Source organism: Terasakiella pusilla DSM 6293 (genome assembly GCF_000688235.1).
Lineage (GTDB): Bacteria > Pseudomonadota > Alphaproteobacteria > Rhodospirillales > Terasakiellaceae > Terasakiella > Terasakiella pusilla.
Genome location: NZ_JHYO01000008.1, coordinates 124,967 through 142,804, shown reverse-complemented (window position 1 = coordinate 142,804; position 17,838 = coordinate 124,967). Strand labels below are relative to the sequence as shown.

General features: G+C 52.1%; 15 protein-coding genes and 1 pseudogene. 7 read left to right on the top strand and 9 right to left on the bottom strand.

Annotated elements, in window-relative coordinates; genetic code table 11:
• Positions 1–182, top strand: a 182-nt coding sequence (locus tag Q397_RS25275; protein WP_028878876.1) for a hypothetical protein, incomplete at its 5' end; no start/stop codon positions are given.
• A 51-nt stretch (positions 183–233) separates the two neighbouring features.
• Here Q397_RS25275 and Q397_RS23965 read toward each other — a convergent pair.
• Positions 234–2,726 (bottom strand): hybrid sensor histidine kinase/response regulator, encoded by a 2,493-nt coding sequence (locus tag Q397_RS23965; protein ID WP_028878875.1) that lies wholly within the window; start codon positions 2,724–2,726, stop codon positions 234–236.
• A gap of 132 nt (positions 2,727–2,858) precedes the next feature.
• On the opposite strand from Q397_RS23965, the gene Q397_RS0107435 reads away from it, so the two are divergent.
• The 3 genes from Q397_RS0107435 (at position 2,859) to Q397_RS0107425 (ending at position 5,999) form a co-directional block, all read left to right on the top strand.
• Entirely contained in the window at positions 2,859–3,647 is a 789-nt protein-coding gene (locus Q397_RS0107435; protein ID WP_028878874.1) for a substrate-binding periplasmic protein, read from the top strand.
• Positions 3,648–3,845: 198 nt separating this feature from the next.
• Positions 3,846–4,874, top strand: a complete 1,029-nt coding sequence (locus tag Q397_RS0107430) for a site-specific DNA-methyltransferase (RefSeq protein WP_338056277.1) — start codon at positions 3,846–3,848, stop codon at positions 4,872–4,874.
• 183 nt (positions 4,875–5,057) lie between these two features.
• Positions 5,058–5,999, top strand: a complete 942-nt coding sequence (locus Q397_RS0107425; RefSeq protein ID WP_240475040.1) for a radical SAM protein — start codon at positions 5,058–5,060, stop codon at positions 5,997–5,999.
• 3 nt (positions 6,000–6,002) lie between these two features.
• Here the strand turns inward: Q397_RS0107425 and Q397_RS0107420 are convergent, their stop codons facing one another.
• The 7 genes from Q397_RS0107420 to Q397_RS21530 are packed head-to-tail and all read right to left on the bottom strand — an operon-like array spanning position 6,003 to position 12,708.
• Positions 6,003–7,340 (bottom strand): class I SAM-dependent RNA methyltransferase, encoded by a 1,338-nt coding sequence (locus tag Q397_RS0107420; RefSeq protein ID WP_051609803.1) that lies wholly within the window; start codon positions 7,338–7,340, stop codon positions 6,003–6,005.
• Between the two features lies 1 nt (position 7,341).
• A complete protein-coding gene (locus Q397_RS0107415) occupies positions 7,342–7,929 on the bottom strand; it encodes an ABC-type transport auxiliary lipoprotein family protein (protein ID WP_051609802.1) in 588 nt (195 codons plus the stop codon).
• A 21-nt stretch (positions 7,930–7,950) separates the two neighbouring features.
• Entirely contained in the window at positions 7,951–8,919 is a 969-nt protein-coding gene (locus Q397_RS0107410; protein WP_028878869.1) for an MlaD family protein, read from the bottom strand.
• Complete coding sequence (locus tag Q397_RS0107405) at positions 8,906–9,745, bottom strand: ABC transporter ATP-binding protein (RefSeq protein WP_051609801.1); 840 nt, start codon at positions 9,743–9,745, stop codon at positions 8,906–8,908. Before Q397_RS0107405 ends, Q397_RS0107410 begins: the two co-directional genes overlap by 14 nt.
• Positions 9,742–10,560, bottom strand: coding sequence for an MlaE family ABC transporter permease (locus Q397_RS0107400; RefSeq protein ID WP_028878867.1), 819 nt, complete (start codon positions 10,558–10,560; stop codon positions 9,742–9,744). Before Q397_RS0107400 ends, Q397_RS0107405 begins: the two co-directional genes overlap by 4 nt.
• Before the next feature lie 29 nt (positions 10,561–10,589).
• A complete protein-coding gene (locus Q397_RS0107395; RefSeq protein ID WP_028878866.1) occupies positions 10,590–10,925 on the bottom strand; it encodes an STAS domain-containing protein in 336 nt (111 codons plus the stop codon).
• 4 nt (positions 10,926–10,929) lie between these two features.
• Positions 10,930–12,708: an ATP-binding SpoIIE family protein phosphatase gene (locus tag Q397_RS21530; RefSeq protein ID WP_051609800.1), complete on the bottom strand. Its 1,779-nt coding sequence runs from the start codon at positions 12,706–12,708 to the stop codon at positions 10,930–10,932.
• Positions 12,709–12,940: 232 nt separating this feature from the next.
• Here Q397_RS21530 and Q397_RS0107385 point away from each other — a divergent pair, with 232 nt between their 5' ends.
• Both Q397_RS0107385 and pap read left to right on the top strand, forming a co-directional pair.
• Positions 12,941–14,743, top strand: coding sequence for a GGDEF domain-containing protein (locus Q397_RS0107385; RefSeq protein ID WP_156950653.1), 1,803 nt, complete (start codon positions 12,941–12,943; stop codon positions 14,741–14,743).
• Positions 14,744–14,796: 53 nt separating this feature from the next.
• Entirely contained in the window at positions 14,797–16,335 is a 1,539-nt protein-coding gene (gene pap / locus Q397_RS0107380) for a polyphosphate:AMP phosphotransferase (RefSeq protein WP_028878864.1), read from the top strand.
• 48 nt (positions 16,336–16,383) lie between these two features.
• Here the strand turns inward: pap and Q397_RS0107375 are convergent.
• Positions 16,384–16,656 (bottom strand): annotated as a pseudogene (locus Q397_RS0107375) (4a-hydroxytetrahydrobiopterin dehydratase); the annotation flags it as partial.
• Positions 16,657–16,815: 159 nt separating this feature from the next.
• Here Q397_RS0107375 and Q397_RS0107370 point away from each other — a divergent pair.
• Entirely contained in the window at positions 16,816–17,838 is a 1,023-nt protein-coding gene (locus Q397_RS0107370; RefSeq protein WP_028878862.1) for a sirohydrochlorin chelatase, read from the top strand.

The window sequence follows — 17,838 nt, the reverse complement described above, 5'->3', positions numbered from 1 at the left end:
GCCCAAAACATCAAGAAAATCGCCCTCATCTTAGCCCGTCTCAGGTTTTTATGGCGATATTTACCCACTGGAACGCCCACATATGCCTGAAAATGAAGCAGTGGAGCAACCTGCTTAAAGAAATGTCCAACAGAACAAAAAAACACAACCTTATAGAAAATAACAAACCCCGCCAAAATTGACGGGGTTTGTCAGTGATCTGAAGCGGCATCTGGATTAGATGCCGCTTTTTTTTATTTTAAGTGACGTTTAATCGTACTTTCAAAGGTATCCCATTTGACCGGCTTGGTGATCACATCATTGATTCCCAGCTCTTTAAAGCGTTTGTGATGTTCGGGGAAGGCGTCAGCGGTCAGCGCAATGATCGGGGTGTTCTGGTTATAAGGTGAGCTTGCGCGGATGACCTTGGTCGCATCCATCCCGTCCATCTCTGGCATCTGCATGTCCATCAGAATCAGGTCATAGCGCCTTTGGGCAGCGTGGGAGACGGCGACTTTGCCATTTTCCGCACTGTCAACGGTGTTGCCCTTTTGTCTTAAGGTGGTGGACAGAACTTTGCGGTTGATCGCGTTGTCTTCCGCCAACAGAATGTTAAGGGCCTGCAGGGTGGACTGATCGTTCTCTTCTGCAGCGGGGGCACTGGCTGTTGGGAGGGGGATGCTGACGCTAAAGGTCGTGCCGACACCGTGCTGGCTTTCCAGCGATATCGTACCGCCCAAAAGCTTGCAGAGTTGTTTGGTGATCGTTAAACCAAGTCCGGTGCCGCCATATTTGCGGGTGGTTGAGGAGTCCGCCTGAGTAAAGGGTTCAAAAATATTTTTGGTTTGGTCCGGCGTCATGCCGATCCCGGTGTCGATGATTTGAATGGTGATCAGGGAGGTTTTGTCATTTTTGTGGACGACTTCCATATGCGCATCGACCTGACCAACTTCGGTAAATTTGACCGCGTTGCTCAAAAGGTTTGAGACGATCTGGCGCAGACGCAACGTATCACACAGGACCCATTCGTCTTTGCACGTGTCTGCATTGGTGGTGAGGACAATGTTTTTAGTGTCTGCCGCATCCTTAAATAGATGGAGGACCGTCTTGATGATTTCTGCCGGGTTGCATGGACGACTTTCGATTTGTAGTTTGCCCGCTTCGATTTTTGAGAGGTCCAGAATATCGTTGAGCAACAACAAAAGAGCATTCGATGATTTGTCGAGGTCTTCCAAGAAGTTTTTGGTTTCTTGGGGGCCGACATCCTGAGTGCGCAATAGGTTGATGATCCCGCGGATGCCGGTCATCGGGGTGCGGAGTTCGTGGCTCATGGTTGCCAGGAAGTTGGATTTGGCTTCGTTGGCTTTTCGTGCTTGGCGGGAGGCTTCCTGGGCCTTTTCTTGTAACTGCTTTTGGGCGGTGATATCTGCGATAATTCCGACAATATGGGTGAAGTTGCCATCTTCATCAATGACCGGAGAAACGGCAGTCGTGGTGGGGACCAGCTTGCCTGATTTGGTTTTATTGATAAATTCACCCTGCCATGGCACCCCTTTGCGGACATGGGACCACAGGGTATTGTAGAGTTTCTCGTCGCTCAGGCCGCTTTTTAAGATCGCGGGGGTACGACCGATCCAATCTTCCGGGTCGTATCCGTAGACATCTTTTAGGGCTGTGTTGGCATACTCGATGGTGCCGTGTTTGTCCGTGATCAGGATGGTGACAGGAGATTGATGGACTGCAGTGGAAAGGAGTTGCACCTCTTTTCGCAGGCGCCGGTTGCGATGGTAATCCATCAACAGGAAAAACGCGGCGGCGACAATCAGGAGTGTAGCACTGCACAAGGCGAAAATCAGTTGGCGGTTGTCATCAAACCACACGGCGGCTGTTTCGTGATGTTCAGAGGCAATGACAACAGCCAGCGGATATTTGCTGGACAGCCGGATAGCTGCATGACGCATCGGTATTTTGTAGGAATAGTCGACAGCACTAATTTCATCCCGCCCTTGTTGAAGGACTTTTTCAAGCGCGGATTGAATAAATGCCTCTTTGTAATGGGGGGCACCGAGCAGCATGGACGTGCCATCTAGTGCCAATAGGTTGTAACCATCCAGCTGATTAAGGTCGAGGCGCTGGAACATCCGGTCAATGTGACTGGCGTTCAGCGCAACGATAAAGGAATAGGCGCCAATGCGGTTCAGGAATTGGCGTTCCAGTTTGACAGGAATAAGCTGACGATGACTGTTGGTGGGGATGTCTTCGCCTTCAATGGGGAGGAAACGGCCTTGAGTGGTTTTGCCAATGGTCAGGCTGACCGAGTAATGGTTGTTTTTACGTTCCGGAAAATCAAGATGGCTGAGATCCGGCACCCCCTTGGCTGTGCGGTTGGTGTCATAGACGGCAATGTTATTTTTGAGAACAATCAGTTGGCGAATGTGCGGTGCGAAAAAAATCAGGTTTCTGATCTTTTTTTCTAGCAGATGCAAGTTGACTGGTGCATTTTCATCCTCGTTGAGCTCCATGAGGATAGGGAAGAGACTATTTTCAACTGATTCTAATGTGCGAGTGATCGATTCTTCGATCATGCGGGCGTAAACGTCATTTAAAGTGTTGCGGTTTCGGACCTCATTTGCGAAATTTGCAAATAGCATGACAAGGGCAAGAGCCACGATGCCGATCGAAACGAGAATGTAGCGAATGATCGGTGGGCGATTACTCTTTAAAATGCGGAATTTTTGGTCCTGCATGGAATACCTGATTGAGATACGTCGCAAACGATGACTGAGTGAGTGTGACAGAGAAAGTTAAATCTGTTCACACCTATATGTATTATGTTTATCCTGAAGTTCTACACGGTAAAAGAAAATAAAAGGTAAAATATGTTTAAGTTCTTATCCGCCCTGATTATTGGTGCATTCGTTTGTTTGCCAAGCCCGTCGCACGCAAAGGACCGTTTGAAGGATCTGAAAACCCTGGATGAGATGAAGGTTTGCATCTGGCCGGACTATTTTGCCATTTCCTATCGCAACCCGCGCACAGGAAAGCTTGAGGGCATTGATATCGACATGGCCTATGAATTGGCAAAATATCTTGAGGTTGAAGTGGAGTTTGTGGACAGTTCTTTTGCCGAATTGAAAGACAATATGCAAAACGGGCGCTGTGATATCGCCATGCATGGCGTGGGTGTTCGGGAAGATCGCAAAGCCTACATGGATTTTGCTGAACCGCACTTGGTTAGCGGGATTTATGCGGTGGGGATGAAACGCAATGAAGCCATCCAGAAATGGTCGGATATTGATCAGCCGGGGAATGTGGTTGTGGTCCAAAAAGGCACTTATATGGAACCGGTTATGCGCGAGTATCTGAAACATGCCGAATTGTCCGTGGTTGAAAGCTTTAAAGCGCGTGAACAGGAAGTTGAATCGGGTCGGGCCGACGTGTTTATGACCGATTATCCGTACGGTAAACGTATGGCCTCCTTGACTACATGGGCGCACCTGATGGAACCCGATGAGGTTTTGGCCCCAACCCCTTACGCATTTGCCGTGCCCAAAGGGGATACAGAGTGGTTGGCGATTATTAACAAGTTCGTTCGCTACGTAAAAGAATCAGGTCGATTGGCGGCCGCAGCCGAGCGTCATGGCTTAACCCCGATCGTTGCAAAATAATTTTTCGACTCCGTTTTAAGATAAAGCCCCGAATCGCCTAGTGTTCGGGGCTTTTCTAATTATTAACAAAAGGTAAATTTTCATTTATTTACAGGTAGTTAAGAGTTTTTTAACCCGATTCGGCGCATATTCTGCCTCATGAAAACGCTACAAACTTTACCGCTGAATCAAATCCTGCAGGGTGACTGCATCGAGTTGATGAACGCACTTCCGGAAAAATCTGTCGATCTGATTTTTGCGGACCCGCCCTATAATTTGCAACTCGGTGGTGACTTGCACCGCCCCAACAATACAAAAGTCGATGCGTGCGACGATCATTGGGATCAGTTCGACAGCTTCAAGGCTTATGATGATTTTTCGCGTGAATGGCTGAAGGCCGCACGCCGTATTTTGAAGGACGACGGCACCATCTGGGTGATCGGTTCCTATCACAATATTTTCCGTGTCGGCACGACATTGCAGGATCTGGGCTACTGGATGTTGAACGATGTGATCTGGCGCAAAACAAACCCGATGCCGAACTTCCGTGGTCGTCGCTTTACCAATGCGCACGAAACCATGATCTGGTGTTCTAAATCGGAAAAGAGCAAATATAACTTCAATTATGAAGCGATGAAGGCGTTTAACGACGATGTACAGATGCGCTCCGACTGGTTGCTGCCGATCTGTAACGGTGGTGAACGTCTGAAAAATGATGAAGGCGTGAAAGCACATCCGACGCAAAAGCCGGAAAGCCTGCTGTATCGTGTGATCATGGCGTCTAGCAAGCCGGGTGATGTGGTCCTGGATCCGTTCTTTGGCACAGGCACTACAGGTGCGGTTGCCAAGAAACTGGGCCGTAACTTCATCGGTCTGGAACGTGAGACAGATTATATCAAGGTTGCGGAAAAACGCATCAAGTCTATCAAAGGCGCTGTGGATACAAGCTTGCTTGTGACCCCTGCTAAACGTCAGGCTCCGCGCATCCCGTTCGGCACTTTGCTGGAACGTGGCCTGTTGCAGCCGGGGACGGTTTTGACAGATGCCAAAGGGCGTTATGAAGCCAAGGTCCGTGCAGACGGGACTTTGAGTGCAGCCAACTTCCGTGGGTCCATCCATCAGGTTGGGGCCAAGGTGCAAGAGGCGCAGGCCTGTAACGGCTGGACCTTCTGGCATATGGAAAAATCCGGCAACCGTGTGTGCATCGATGAGCTGCGCGAACAGGTCCGTGCCGAGATGGCTTCCTGACCAAAAGAATATAAGGCATACGTGCCGTGCTTAGCGTTTTCATAAAATGGCGCGGCACGAAAGGAGGGCTCGACAGAATGTCGAGCCCTTACTTATTGGGGGGAGGTGTTCACGTTTTTTTGAATTGGACTTCATCGCCCCGTTCGATACTCTGGGAAGACGCAAAATAAAGGACATGTGACTGTGGACACGCCTATTCAGTATCGAAAGTTTGAACATCCCGACATCACCGCCAAGGGCGAAACCCGTGCGCTGGTGCGCTTAAGCCACCTCCATACGCTGTGGTTTAACACGGGCAGTCTGTGCAACATCACCTGCAAAGGCTGCTTTATGGAGTCCAGCCCGACCAATGATAAGCTGGCCTATATTACCCGCGACGAAGTCCGCCCTTATTTGCAAGAAATTAAGGATCGCAAACTTGCGGTCAAGGAAATCGGCTTCACAGGCGGGGAGCCCTTTATGAACCCGGACATGATCGCGATTTTATCGGACTGTCTGGCCGCGGGCTTTGAGGTGCTGGTACTGAGTAACGCCATGAAGCCCATGCACCATAAAAAGGCCGAGCTATTGGCCCTAAAAGATCAGTTCGGTGACAAGCTGTCGTTGCGGATTTCCATAGATCACTTTACCCCAGCTCGTCATGAAGAGCTGCGCGGCGTTGGCACATGGGCGCCGATGATTGAAGGCGTGCGCTGGCTGGTGGAGAATGGATTTAACATGGCGGTCGCGGGCCGCACCTTCTGGCATGAAGATGAAGTGCAGGAACGGGCGGGCTATGCGGCGATGTTTGCGCGCGAAGGCATCCCCGTTGATGCGTTGGACCCGATGGCGCTGGTCCTGTTCCCCGAAATGGATGAACAGGCCGACGTGCCGGAAATTACGGTTGCCTGTTGGGACATTCTGGGGATCCGGCCGGATGCGATGATGTGTGCGACCTCGCGCATGGTGGTCAAACGCAAAGGCGATGACGGCCCCGTCGTTATGCCCTGCACCTTGTTGCCGTATGACACACAGTTTGTCATGGGCGAAAGTTTGTGCGAAGCCGAAGAGGCGGTGAAACTGAACCACCCCCACTGCGCAAAATTCTGCGTGTTGGGGGGCGGGTCCTGTTCGGTGGCGGATTAGGCCTTATTTTCTGAAGATTGCCGCGACTTCCACATGAGCAGACCATGTGAATTGGTCTACCGGGACTACCTTTTGAAGGGTATAGCCACCGTCGATCAAGGCGGCGGCATCGCGCCCAAAGGTGGCGGGGTTACAGGAAATCGCGATCACCAGCGGGATTTTGCTGCGGGCAATTTCTTCGGCCTGTTCTTTGGCACCTGCGCGCGGTGGGTCAAACAGCAAGGCGTCAAACTTATCCAGTTCCTTGCCCATCAAGGGCTGACGGGTGAGGTCACGGACTTCGGTTGTAATCCGTCCCCCCAGCTTGTTACGTCCGGCAGATAGTTCCAGTGCCTTAAGGGCAGCGGCGTTACTTTCAACGGCATGGACGATGGATTTTTGCGCTAATGCGAAGGTGAAGCTGCCACAGCCTGCATAAAGGTCGAGTATCTTTTTCTCTTTGCCCGATAGCGCACTTAAGGCCAGATCAACAAGCGCGTCTTCGCCTTGTTTGCTGGGTTGCAAAAACGGGGACGGCGGCAGGGCAACCTCGGTGCCGCCAAATTGGGCGGTGACGGCACTACGTTGTAGGACGGTAAAGGGTTCACCTTGGGCGTTTTCCTGCCATGAAATACGGCTGATATCATGGGCTTCGGCAAATTCAACGATTGCTTCCTGAATGCCGAGTTCCAATCGACCGGGCAAGGCAAAGACAATGTCGCAAGACCCGCTTGGGGCATTGACGATAATGTCGCCGCGCCCTTCCTGCTTCATGACTTTGGGAAGCAGATCGCGCAGGGCGGACATCATTTTATCCAGCTCCGGCGTGAGCAGTAGACAGTGATCAATCTCTTCAATGCGGTGGCTGGATCGGGCGTTGAAGCCGAAGACGATCTTTTTACCCTTTTTTGTCACCGCGAAGGAGGCGCGACGGCGCTGACCTGCGGGGATCAGGATGGGGGCGTCAAGGGTCACGTCTAAGCCATTACGGTTCAGGCTTTCGGACACCCGTTCACTTTTCCAGTGCTCATACGCTGGGGCGTCGAGATGTTGCAGGCTACAGCCGCCGCATTTGGTGTAATGCGGGCAGGGAGCTTCCACGCGTTGTGGCCCAGGTGTCACGATGGTCTGAATATCACCGACAAAGGCGTCACCGCGTTTGTCCGTGACTTTAATATCGACAACATCGCCTGCAACGCTGTAGGGCACGTAGTATTCTACGCCCGCATCATCGCGCGCCAGACCATCGCCCTTGCCCCCGACAGCGGTAACGGCAACCTGAATGATCTCTTTGGGCAGGGTGGGGCGGCTGGGTTTGGCGCTGTGGCGTCCCCGACGGCGGCGAATGGGTTTTTTAGACACGTTAGGATCTCACATCATTAAGAAATTCGCCGTAAATATCGGCGAGGGCAGCGTTCATGGCTTGGACAGCCCCGTTGACGCCTTTTGTTGTCTGGTCCAATACCCGATTGTAGGTTTTCAAGACAAGGATTTTATCTTCTTTGACGCTTTTAAGGCCGATTTCCAGCTCTACGGCGACCTTGGTGCCGTCTGTCAGGTCGCGTTCCAGCCGTTTGATCTTGCCGGTCAGCAGGAAATCTTCTTTCATGCGCAGTTCAGGCGTAACCACATGATGGGCAAGGTTGGCGGCGCGCAAGTAGTTGACCATGGCGTCCTGCAACAGATCGACCGGGGGTTCCACCCAGAAGTGATAATGATATTCCGAGAGATAGCCGTTCCCTTCCGTAAAGACAATCGGGCGACCAGAGATCAGCCCGTCTGCGCGAAAACGATCCACTTCCAGGACGCCATTTAATAACGGCGTGCCCGCGGCAGGGGCGGTGACTTCAAGGCGGTAATAGTTATCCTGTGGCAGTTCTGGTTGGGCACAGGCCGCAATGCCAAAGGCAACGGCTGCGAAAGCGATGGATTTAAAGAATGTCTGTTTCATGGTCTGTCCTGATCCCTTTCGTTATTCCGCTTTGGCTGCGGGCGGTGTTCCCCCCAGCAACAGGCCGGGGTTTTGACGGATATGACGGCTGAATTCGTACAGGTTTCGGCTGGTGCCTTCAAGGTTTTGTGAAATGTTGTCAATGTGACGCGATAGGGTTTCCATGACAAAACGCAGGTCGGCAACCGCTTTTTCCATCTCCGGCTTGCTGTCGGTGACAAGGGTATCCATGGTGCCCATCATGTGATCGGCTTTGGCTAACGTGCTGTTGAGCTGGCCTAGGCTGTCGATGGTGGCATTGATGCTTTTGCGGTTTTTCGCGGACAGGATCTGGCTGAGTTCGTTACCCGACTGGTCGAGATTTTGGCTAAAGCTGGTGATGTTTTCCAGAATAGTGGGGGTCTGGCTTTCCACGCTTTTGAGGATATCTTTCATCTGTCCCGCCATTTCGGTGCCATCTTCCGACAGCAACAGGGCGGCGCTGTTGACCGCTGTGTTGAGGTTCAGCAACAGCGGGCGCACATCTGTTTCCATCAAGGCGCTGATTTGTTCCGCCAAAGACGACATGGCGGCAAACATATCGGCATTTTCAATCCCCATGATGGTGTCACCGGGTTTTAGGGCACTGCTGCTTTCCCCGGCGCGGATGTTGATGCTGAGGGCAGACAGCAGGCCAGCGGAAGAAACCGCCGCGTAGCTGTCTTCTGGGATATCCCAGCCTTCTGCGATGCTCAGTTCGATCTTAAAGCGCATGCGCCCATCCTGCTTTTCCGGGATGATATTTTCAATCTGCCCGACGGGATAGCCTTCATAGACGACTTGGGTGCCGTATTTGATGCCCTGCACCCGGTCATAGACCACATAATAGGTGTCAACTGATCCGGTGCGTCCGGTCAATAAGGCAACTGCGATTAACAGGCCGACCAGGCTGGCAACGACAAAAGAGCCAACGATCATATAGTTCATCTTGGCGTTTTTAAGCGCGCTCATTGGATTGGTCCTCTCCGGTTAGGCGACGAAGGTAGGCGTCGGGATCAAGGTCTTCTTCCTCAATCCGGCGGTTTAACAGGTTTTGAATGCGGCTATTGTCGGAGGCCTTCATTTCCTCTGGCGTGCCGACCATCAGGATTTTACCGCGATCCAGCATGGTGATGCGGTCCGCGATGCGAAAGGCGCTGTCGAGTTCGTGCGTCACCACAACGATGGACATGCCCATGGCATCGCGCAGGCGTAGGATCAATTCATCCAGTTGGGCGGCAACCACCGGATCAAGGCCCGCGCTGGGTTCATCAAAAAACAACAGTTTCGGGTCCATGACGATGGCACGGGCAACGGCGGCGCGTTTTAACATACCGCCCGATAGCTCGCTGGGGGTCAGGTCTTCAAAGCCTGCCAGATCGACGACTTCGAGCTTCATGCGCGCCATGATGTCCATGGTAAATTCATCAAGGTCGGTATGTTCGCGCAGCGGCAGCTTGATATTTTCCCCCACGGTCATGGAGCTGAATAACGCCCCGCCCTGAAAGGCAACGCCGATCTTTTTGCGCAAGCTATAGGTTTCTTTTAACGTCAATTCTGTGATGTCACGTCCCAGTAGGCTCATTTTGCCGGAAGTTGCGGTTTCCAAGCTCATGAGGTGGCGCAGCAGGGTTGATTTACCGGAGCCGGACCCACCCATAATGACCATGATCTCGCCCTCACGCACATCCATGGAAATGCCCTTCAGGATCATGCGCTCCCCATAGTGGGTGACAAGGTCTTCCACATCGATGACTTTTTTGCGGCTGAGGAGTTCTTGCGGGCTGGGTTTTGTCATCGCGTCACCATAAAGGCAAAGAACATATCCGTAATCACAATGGCGGAGATGGATTGCACAACCGCGCGCGTCGTGACTTTACCTACCCCTTCGGCCCCGCCTTGTACGCCTGCGCCATTGGCGACCCCAATGATAACGATCAGCACGCCAAACAGGATGCTTTTCATCAGGCCGTGGGTCAAGTCACCGTTGCTGATGATTTTGATGATATCGGACCAATAGGCCGACAGAGAGATTTTCAGGTCAAGTGCCACATACAGCCCGCCGCCCAAAAGACCGATTACATCGGAGAGAAAGGTCAGACATGGCATCATGATCAACATGGCAAACATGGCAGGGGCGACGAGAAAGCGCACGGGGTTGATCCCCATGACGGAGAGGGCATCTATTTCCTGGTTGATGGTCATAATGCCGATGCGTGCGGCAAGGGCTGAACCGGATCGACCGGCGACCAGAATGCCGGTGATGAGGGGCGAAAATTCCCGCACCACGGAAAAGGCGATCCCGTAGGTGACTTGCGACTCGGCGCCAAAGATACTAAGCGTGTAAATCCCCTGAATGGCCAGCATCATGCCAACGGCAAGGGCGAGGAGGGAGACAATGGGAATCGCACGAATACCAATTTCCATCATCTGATCAACAATGGCGTTCAGGCGCACGGGCTGGCCCATGGCTTTGCCCATGACCGCCCAATACAGGCTTTCCCAAATCAGGGTCGCACAATAGCCGATCACGCCGACACCCACCATGGTGGTGCGGCCGACCTGTTCAATCCGTCTTGCGATCGGGCCTTGTTGGGCCTCTTGCTCGCTCATATGATTTGCCCCCTAAAACGCAGCTTGGCTCAGGTACTGAGATCGCTTACTGCCGTTTCAATCGTGTCATAGATTGTAAACACTTTATCTAATCGCGCCAGTTGTAAAACGCGAATAGCGCTATCACTAATGCAGGCAAGACCAAAACCGCTGCTGTTCCGTCGCGCTGTTTGATAGGCTTCGACCAGACTGGCAATGCCGGAACTGTCGATATAAGCCACGTCCTGCATGCCGACACAGACGGACTTGCCTGCATTGACCTGTTGCAACAAGGCTTGTCGTAATTTGGGTGAGGTTTCCAGATCGACTTCGCCATCCAGTTCAAAAATGACGATTCCGTTTTCTTCGCGTGTTGAAAGATTCATGCCCCTAATCCTTACTGATGTGGATGTGTTTTACGAGTTTTAGCAGATTTCCCTCGCCTTGTGTGGGGCGAAGATATTGGACCTCGTCCATTACCTCTTTTATCAGATGGGTGCCAAGGCCGCCCGGTCGGATATCTTCAAGGTCACGTGGCTTGATTTTGCTTGGTTCGACAAGGGGGGCAAAATCGCGCAATCTAAAAATCAGTCGGGCCGGGCGATGGCGAACGGACAGTTCAATCTCTTCATCGCTTGGGCCGCCATAGGCATGACGAATGACATTCTGGCAGGCTTCATCCACAGCCAAGACCACATCATTGGTCATCGTTTTGTCGCATCCGACCTTGAGGCAGGCTTCGCGCACACAGGCACGTGCCAGTTTCATCCACGACGGTTGCGCGGGGAACTTAAAGTCGATGAGCCAGTCGCCATCACTTTCGTCATCGACGCGCAGGGACGGTGAAAGCGCTGGCGAGGCGGTTTTATCCGCCGGACGTAACCCATCTGTCAGCGCAAGGACAGTGACATCATCGCGTAGTTTCATACCGGGATGGAAAACCGCAGCGACCAGGTGTTTGAGCTGGTCCTGCAAAGACAGGTCTTTGTGGCGCTCAAGGATTTCCTGTACGCCTGTATCTTCCAGCGGCGCGCCGGTTTCGGTGTAGCCTTCGGTTAAGCCATCCGTGTAAATGTAAAGGGAGCCGCCGTTAGGGAAGATTTGCACTTCTTCATAGGCACCATTTTCGCCGGGCAGCGGGGGGACGATCCCGAGGGGTGGCCCACCGGCCTCGTATGTTGAAAACGCCCCATCGCGATAGAGCAACACGGGTTCATGGCCTGCATTGGCAAGGCGGATCAGCCCTTCGCAGCCTTCGCGGGGGTCATAGATACCGCACGCCATTGTGACGAACATACCGTGGGCTGCGGTTTCGCACAGTTCTGCATTGATGCGGCCCAATAATTTGCCGGGATCGCGCACGGTTTTACCGAGGCAGCGAAACAGGGATGCGGTTTTAGACATCAAAAGCGCCGCATTGATCCCCTTGCCGGAGACATCACCCAGACCAAAATAAATGCGCCCGTCAGGTAAGGTGAAGTAGTCAAAAAAGTCACCAGATACCCCGCGCGCGGCTTTGTTGATACCTGTAATCGGGGCTGTGAGGGTGTCGCCGGTGCCTGCTTCAGGCAGGAAGCGCCGCTGGATTTCGGCGGCCAGTTCCAGCTCCCGCTTGACGCGTTCTTGCTCGACAAGGGCAGTTGCCATACGTGCATTCAGGACGGCAAGGGCTGCTGAGGCGGCCAGTGTTTCAAGTATCTTTAAATCGTTGTCTTCAAATAGATCATCTGGGTTCCGCTTATTGACCAGCTCTATAGCGCCGACGCAGCGATCTTTGACACTTAACGGGGCACAAAGGATGGATCGGGTGACAAAGCCGGTTTGATCATCAATGGCCCCGTAAAAATCGGGATGGTCGTTGACATCACGCACCAAAGCACCCGTATTGGTCGCAACACATTTGCCCACAATGCCTTGCCCATATTCCAGCGTCAAACCGGTGATTTCGGTGGCCCCATGGCAGGCCACACAACTGATAACCTGCGTTGCTTCGTCCATCAAAAAGACGGCGGCCCCTTCCGCTTTCAGGTAATCCGTGATTTGCGGCAAGGTGCGCAGCAGGGTTTCATCCACATTCAGGGTATTGGCAAATTCAGCCGTCATGGTGGCCAGAAGACTGATCTGGTCATCAATCCCAAGTGTCATCGATTCGCGTGTCGTTTGTTTCATCTGCGTACTATGACCAAAATAAATGCAAACGAAAAGGAGAACTTTATGCAAGGCTATATACGTATTTGACCTGAGATAAAACAGTGATGTTTCAGTTCGGTTAAAGTCTTGTGACAAACCCCAAAGGGCAATTGACGCCAGAGTTGGAATAGACAATTTATGCCCTCAATAACATGATTAGAAATTGAGGCCGAAGTTGGATTTTTCCGCACGTCGTTTGGTGAATGTACATATGTTTGATTTTGATGATATCGCACCATTAGGGCATGAAGACCCGTCCGAAGAAGCCAAGACCTTTATCGAAACGGCTAAACAGGTTCTGGATTTTGCGTTTCAGCCTATTGTTGATATCCATAATGGAACCGTTTTTGGCTATGAAGCCTTGATGCGTCATCATGATAAAATGGGCGTGGATACCATCTTTGAGGTGTTTGATCGGGCCGCAGAACTAAAAATCCTGCACCGTTTTGATATGGTTGTGCGCGCCCGCGTGATCTCGAAATTCTCCAAGCTGCCACGCAGCCACCGCACCCGCCTGTTTTATAATCTGGATAACCGAATTATCACCTCCCCCGATTATTTTCGTGGGGGCACCATGGCGTTGCTGAAGCAGTATGGCTTGCCCGCCTCCATCCTGACGCTGGAAATTTCCGAACGCCATGAAGTGTCCATGCAGATGGCGGAAAAGAACCTTGCACGCTATCGTGGGGAAGATTACAGCACCGCGATTGATGATTTTGGGGCAGGGTATGCGGGGTTGAAACTGCTGCATGAACATCAGCCCGATTATATCAAGATCGACAAATCCCTCATTCAGGGGATCGACAAAGACAAGAAGCTGAAGCTTATGGTTTCGACGATTACTGACCTTGCTCATGTGCTCGGTATTTTTGTCGTCGCGGAAGGTGTGGAAACGGAAGGTCAATTGTCGGTCTGCAAGGAAATCGGCTGCGATCTGGTGCAGGGCTATTATATTTGTCGCCCGCAACTGGACCCACAGGCGTTTGAAACCAGTTACCCGTCGGTCATTTCGCTGGGGCGCCGTCATGGGCACCCGGATAATGACGAAACCAATATTATTTACGAACAGATTGAATATCGCCCGCCGCTGCGCATTGATGACGATATGCAAATCGTCTTTGAAGCCTTTCGCAGCAACAAGGATATGACGTTTTTTCCGGTTGTGGATGCCAGCGGCAGCCCCCTTGGGATCGTGCGCGAACATAACTTAAAAGAATATACCTACTCTCCGTTTGGTAAAGAGCTCATCGCCAACCGGGCAACGGGGCTGACCTTACGCAAGTTCTTAAGTCCGTGCCCGGTGGCTGATATTCAGTCCAGCACCCAGTCGATCCTTGAAAACTATAGTCTGGCAGAAAGCCCGGAAGGGGTCATTTTGGTGAAGGACTTTAGCTATCTTGGCTTCTTGTCTGCGTCGTCCCTGTTGCGGGTGATTAACGAAAATAATCTGGCGCAGGCGCGTGATTGCAGCCCCTTGACCAAGCTGCCGGGCAACTCCTCCATCTCCGCCTTTGTGGGGGAGGTGGTGAGCGATGCGTCAGAAGCCAGTGTGTTGATCTATATGGATCTGGATAACTTTAAGGCCTTTAACGATGCGTATGGGTTCCGCCAAGGGGATCGCGCGATTTTGTTGTTTGCGGATTTGATGCGCAAAGCCTTTCAGGGGGAAAATGTCTTTTTGGGTCATGTGGGGGGCGATGACTTTTTTATCGGGGTACGCACGGCACAGAAGGATGAGGTGATTGAACGGGTGGAAGCGCTTTTGGCGAAATTTGCCGAGGATGTGGAGAGCTTTTATGATGCCAAGGTGCGCGAACAGGGCTATTTGGACGGCAAGGACCGCGATGGCAATCCAAGGCGCTTCCCGTTGATGAACTGTAGTGCGGCTATTTTGACACTGGATGCGGGTCGGCGGGAAAATACGCCGTCTTTTGAAGACCTTGATAGTGTCCTTGCGCGTTTGAAAAAAGAAGCCAAGGACGCGCCGGACCATCTTGCCGTTTGCTGTTTATAGGAACTTCGGTTACTCTTTTTTTCTTTGGGGATAATCGGGGATTGGAGGAACGTATGTTCGAAACAGCGGAACTGGGGCGCAGTATTTCTAAGGCCGAGTATGAAGAACGGGTCGAAACGTTGCGTATTGAATTGTTGGAAATTCAGCAGGATTTACGCCAATGCGACTTTCCCGTCATTATTGTGATGGCGGGTGTGGATGGCGCAGGTAAAGGCACTACGGTCAATCTGTTGAACGAATGGATGGACTCGCGCTGGATAGATAACAACGCCTATGTGCGTCACAGCGATGAAGAAACGGAACGCCCGCGTTATTGGCGCTATTGGCGTGATTTGCCGCCAAAGGGCAAGATCGGCATTTTCCTGAGTTCCTGGTACAGTTCGCCCTTCATTGATCGCGCCTATGGGCACCTTGATGAAGCGGATTATGACGAACGTCTTGACCGGATCAAAATCTTTGAAAAAACGCTGGCAGACGATGGTGCGTTGATCCTGAAGTTCTGGATGCATTTGGGGAAAGATGCTCAGAAAAAGCGCCTGAAGAAACTTGAGAAAAACGAGCTGCAAAAATGGCGTGTCACCAAGACCGACTGGAAACATTGGGAGCTCTACGACAAATTCACCGAAGCGGCGGAACGTTTGATCATGCGCACCTCCAAAGGTCATGCGCCATGGTCGATTGTGGAAGGTGAAGATAATAAATATGCGTCCCTGACGGTGGCAGAACAAATCCGCGATGCCATCCAACGCCACAGTGCCCAACGCCGCAGCGCCAAGGAAGCGCAGGCGGCTATGGCCCAGCAGGCAAAGGCAGGCAAGAAAGCGGTCAAAAAGAAGATCGACAAGGATGCGCCCGTGCGCGAACTGCCCTATCCAACGGTGCTGAGCTGTTTGGATATGAGCAAAACCATTGAAAAAGAAGAGTATAAAAAAGAACTGAAGTCCCTGCAGGGCCGTTTAAACAAACTGGCGCGCAAAGCCATTGATCGCGGTGTCTCGACCATTTTGGTTTTTGAAGGCAGTGATGCGGCAGGTAAAGGCGGGGCGATCCGGCGGATCACCTCAACACTGGATGCGCGCAGCTACAAGGTCTTGCCCTTTGCGGCCCCTAATGATGAAGAACGCGCCCACCACTATCTCTGGCGGTTCTGGCGTCATATGTCGCGTGCGGGCCGCATGACGATTTTTGATCGGTCTTGGTACGGACGTGTCCTTGTGGAACGCTGCGAAGGTTTTGCGCGGGAAGAGGAATGGCGCCGCGCCTATGGGGAGATCGTGGATTTTGAAGACCAGATTGTGGACCATGGCACGGTCTTGGTTAAAATCTGGATTCATATTAGTCCGGAGGAACAATTGGCCCGCTTTAAGGCCCGTGAACTGACCCCGTGGAAGAAGTGGAAGCTGACCGACGAAGATTGGCGCAACCGCGAAAAATGGGCGGACTATGAAGAAGCGGTCAATGATCTGGTGGAAAAAACCAGCACAACCGCGGCCCCTTGGACCTTGGTGGAAGGCAATGATAAAAAATATGCCCGCATCAAAGTCCTGCGCACGGTGTGTGACGCGCTGGAAAAGCGACTGAAACAGAGTTAATGTAAAAGAAAAACGGTCCCCGCGATGACGCTGGGGCCGTTTTTTTAATTAGACCAGACTGTCTATATAGTGCGCAAGCTTGATGTCTTTGTCACTGACGCCGCCGGTATCATGGGTGGTCAAGGTAATATCGACTTTATTATAGACGTTAAACCATTCGGGGTGATGGTCCATCTGTTCGGCTTTTAGGGCAACTTGCGTCATAAAAGCAAAGGCTTGTTTGAAATCGGCAAATTTAAAGCTGCGGGTCATAGCGTCGCGCCCCTCGACAGGGGACCAGTTTGGCAGTGTTGAAAGATCGATCATGTTTTCTCTCCTTTCTGATAGAGATAGGGGCTTTCAACTGTTTCGCAACCTAACAATTTCCTTGCCCTTGTGCTGTTGAATCTATACACCACAAGGCTTGGGGCCTGATGCTGTAGGGCAAGGTCAAATCATCCGATGCTGTAAGGCAGGATAACAATAAGATAGGAGACTTCCATGTCTGATAAACCCGCAATCATGATTTGTGGTCACGGCAGCCGCGACGAAGGCGCTGTAGAAGAATTTAACCTTGTTGCCAAAAACCTGCGTGAGCGCTTCCCGGATCGACTGGTTGAAAGCGGCTTTCTGGAATTTGCGACACCGATCATCCGCACAGGGCTGGATAAATTGGCGGCGCAAGGGGCGAAACAAATCCTCTGTCTCCCGGGGATGCTGTTTGCTGCAGGCCACGTCAAAAACGACCTGCCGAGCGAGATCAACAATTTTGCCGTAGAACACGAAGATATCGACGTGCGTTTTGGCCGCGAACTGGCGATTGACCGTCGTTTATTGGAAGTCTGTAAAACCCGCATTGAAGAAGCCGAGGCCGCCTGTGACGGTGAAGTTGCGCGCGCAGATACCCTGTTGATGGTCGTCGGGCGCGGCACCAACGACAGTGATGCCAATTCCAACGTCCACAAAGTCATGCGGATGCTGTGGGAAGGGATGGGCTTTGGCTGGGGTGAAGTCTGTTATTCCGGTGTGGCTGTCCCGCGTGTCCCGGACGGGTTGGAACATGCAGCCAAGCTGGGCTACAAGCGGATCATCGTGATGCCGTACTTCCTGTTTACCGGGATTTTGGTCAATCGGATTTATGACCAGACGGACGAGGTCGCGGCAAAATATCCGGATATCCAGTTTGTCAAAACAAGCTACCTGAAAGATCATCCGCTGGTGATTGATGCGTTTGTGGAACGTGTGGAAGAAATGCTGAGTGGTGACAACAATATGAACTGTCAGCTCTGTAAATACCGCGAACAGATCATCGGCTATGAAGGCGATGTGGGCGCAGCGCAAGTGGGCCACCATCATCATGTGATGGGGATTGGTACAGACGGTCATCACCACCATGATCACGGGCACGCTCATGACCATGGGCATGACCACGGTCATCACCATCACCACGGACATGATCATGGGCACCATCATCATGATCACACCCACGACCACCCTCATCATGGGGATGGCGAGAAGACGTAA

What these genes read in the sequence shown, in the direction of transcription:
- Q397_RS23965 (WP_028878875.1), bottom strand. Translation starts at nt 2,726, where the DNA reads ATGCAGGACCAAAAATTCCGCATTTTAAAGAGTAATCGCCCACCGATC.
- Q397_RS0107435 (WP_028878874.1), top strand. Translation starts at nt 2,859, where the DNA reads ATGTTTAAGTTCTTATCCGCCCTGATTATTGGTGCATTCGTTTGTTTG.
- Q397_RS0107430 (WP_338056277.1), top strand. Translation starts at nt 3,846, where the DNA reads ATGAACGCACTTCCGGAAAAATCTGTCGATCTGATTTTTGCGGACCCG.
- Q397_RS0107415 (WP_051609802.1), bottom strand. Translation starts at nt 7,929, where the DNA reads ATGAAACAGACATTCTTTAAATCCATCGCTTTCGCAGCCGTTGCCTTT.
- Q397_RS0107410 (WP_028878869.1), bottom strand. Translation starts at nt 8,919, where the DNA reads ATGAGCGCGCTTAAAAACGCCAAGATGAACTATATGATCGTTGGCTCT.
- Q397_RS0107405 (WP_051609801.1), bottom strand. Translation starts at nt 9,745, where the DNA reads ATGACAAAACCCAGCCCGCAAGAACTCCTCAGCCGCAAAAAAGTCATC.
- Q397_RS0107400 (WP_028878867.1), bottom strand. Translation starts at nt 10,560, where the DNA reads ATGAGCGAGCAAGAGGCCCAACAAGGCCCGATCGCAAGACGGATTGAA.
- Q397_RS0107395 (WP_028878866.1), bottom strand. Translation starts at nt 10,925, where the DNA reads ATGAATCTTTCAACACGCGAAGAAAACGGAATCGTCATTTTTGAACTG.
- Q397_RS21530 (WP_051609800.1), bottom strand. Translation starts at nt 12,708, where the DNA reads ATGAAACAAACGACACGCGAATCGATGACACTTGGGATTGATGACCAG.
- Q397_RS0107385 (WP_156950653.1), top strand. Translation starts at nt 12,941, where the DNA reads ATGTTTGATTTTGATGATATCGCACCATTAGGGCATGAAGACCCGTCC.
- pap (WP_028878864.1), top strand. Translation starts at nt 14,797, where the DNA reads ATGTTCGAAACAGCGGAACTGGGGCGCAGTATTTCTAAGGCCGAGTAT.
- Q397_RS0107370 (WP_028878862.1), top strand. Translation starts at nt 16,816, where the DNA reads ATGTCTGATAAACCCGCAATCATGATTTGTGGTCACGGCAGCCGCGAC.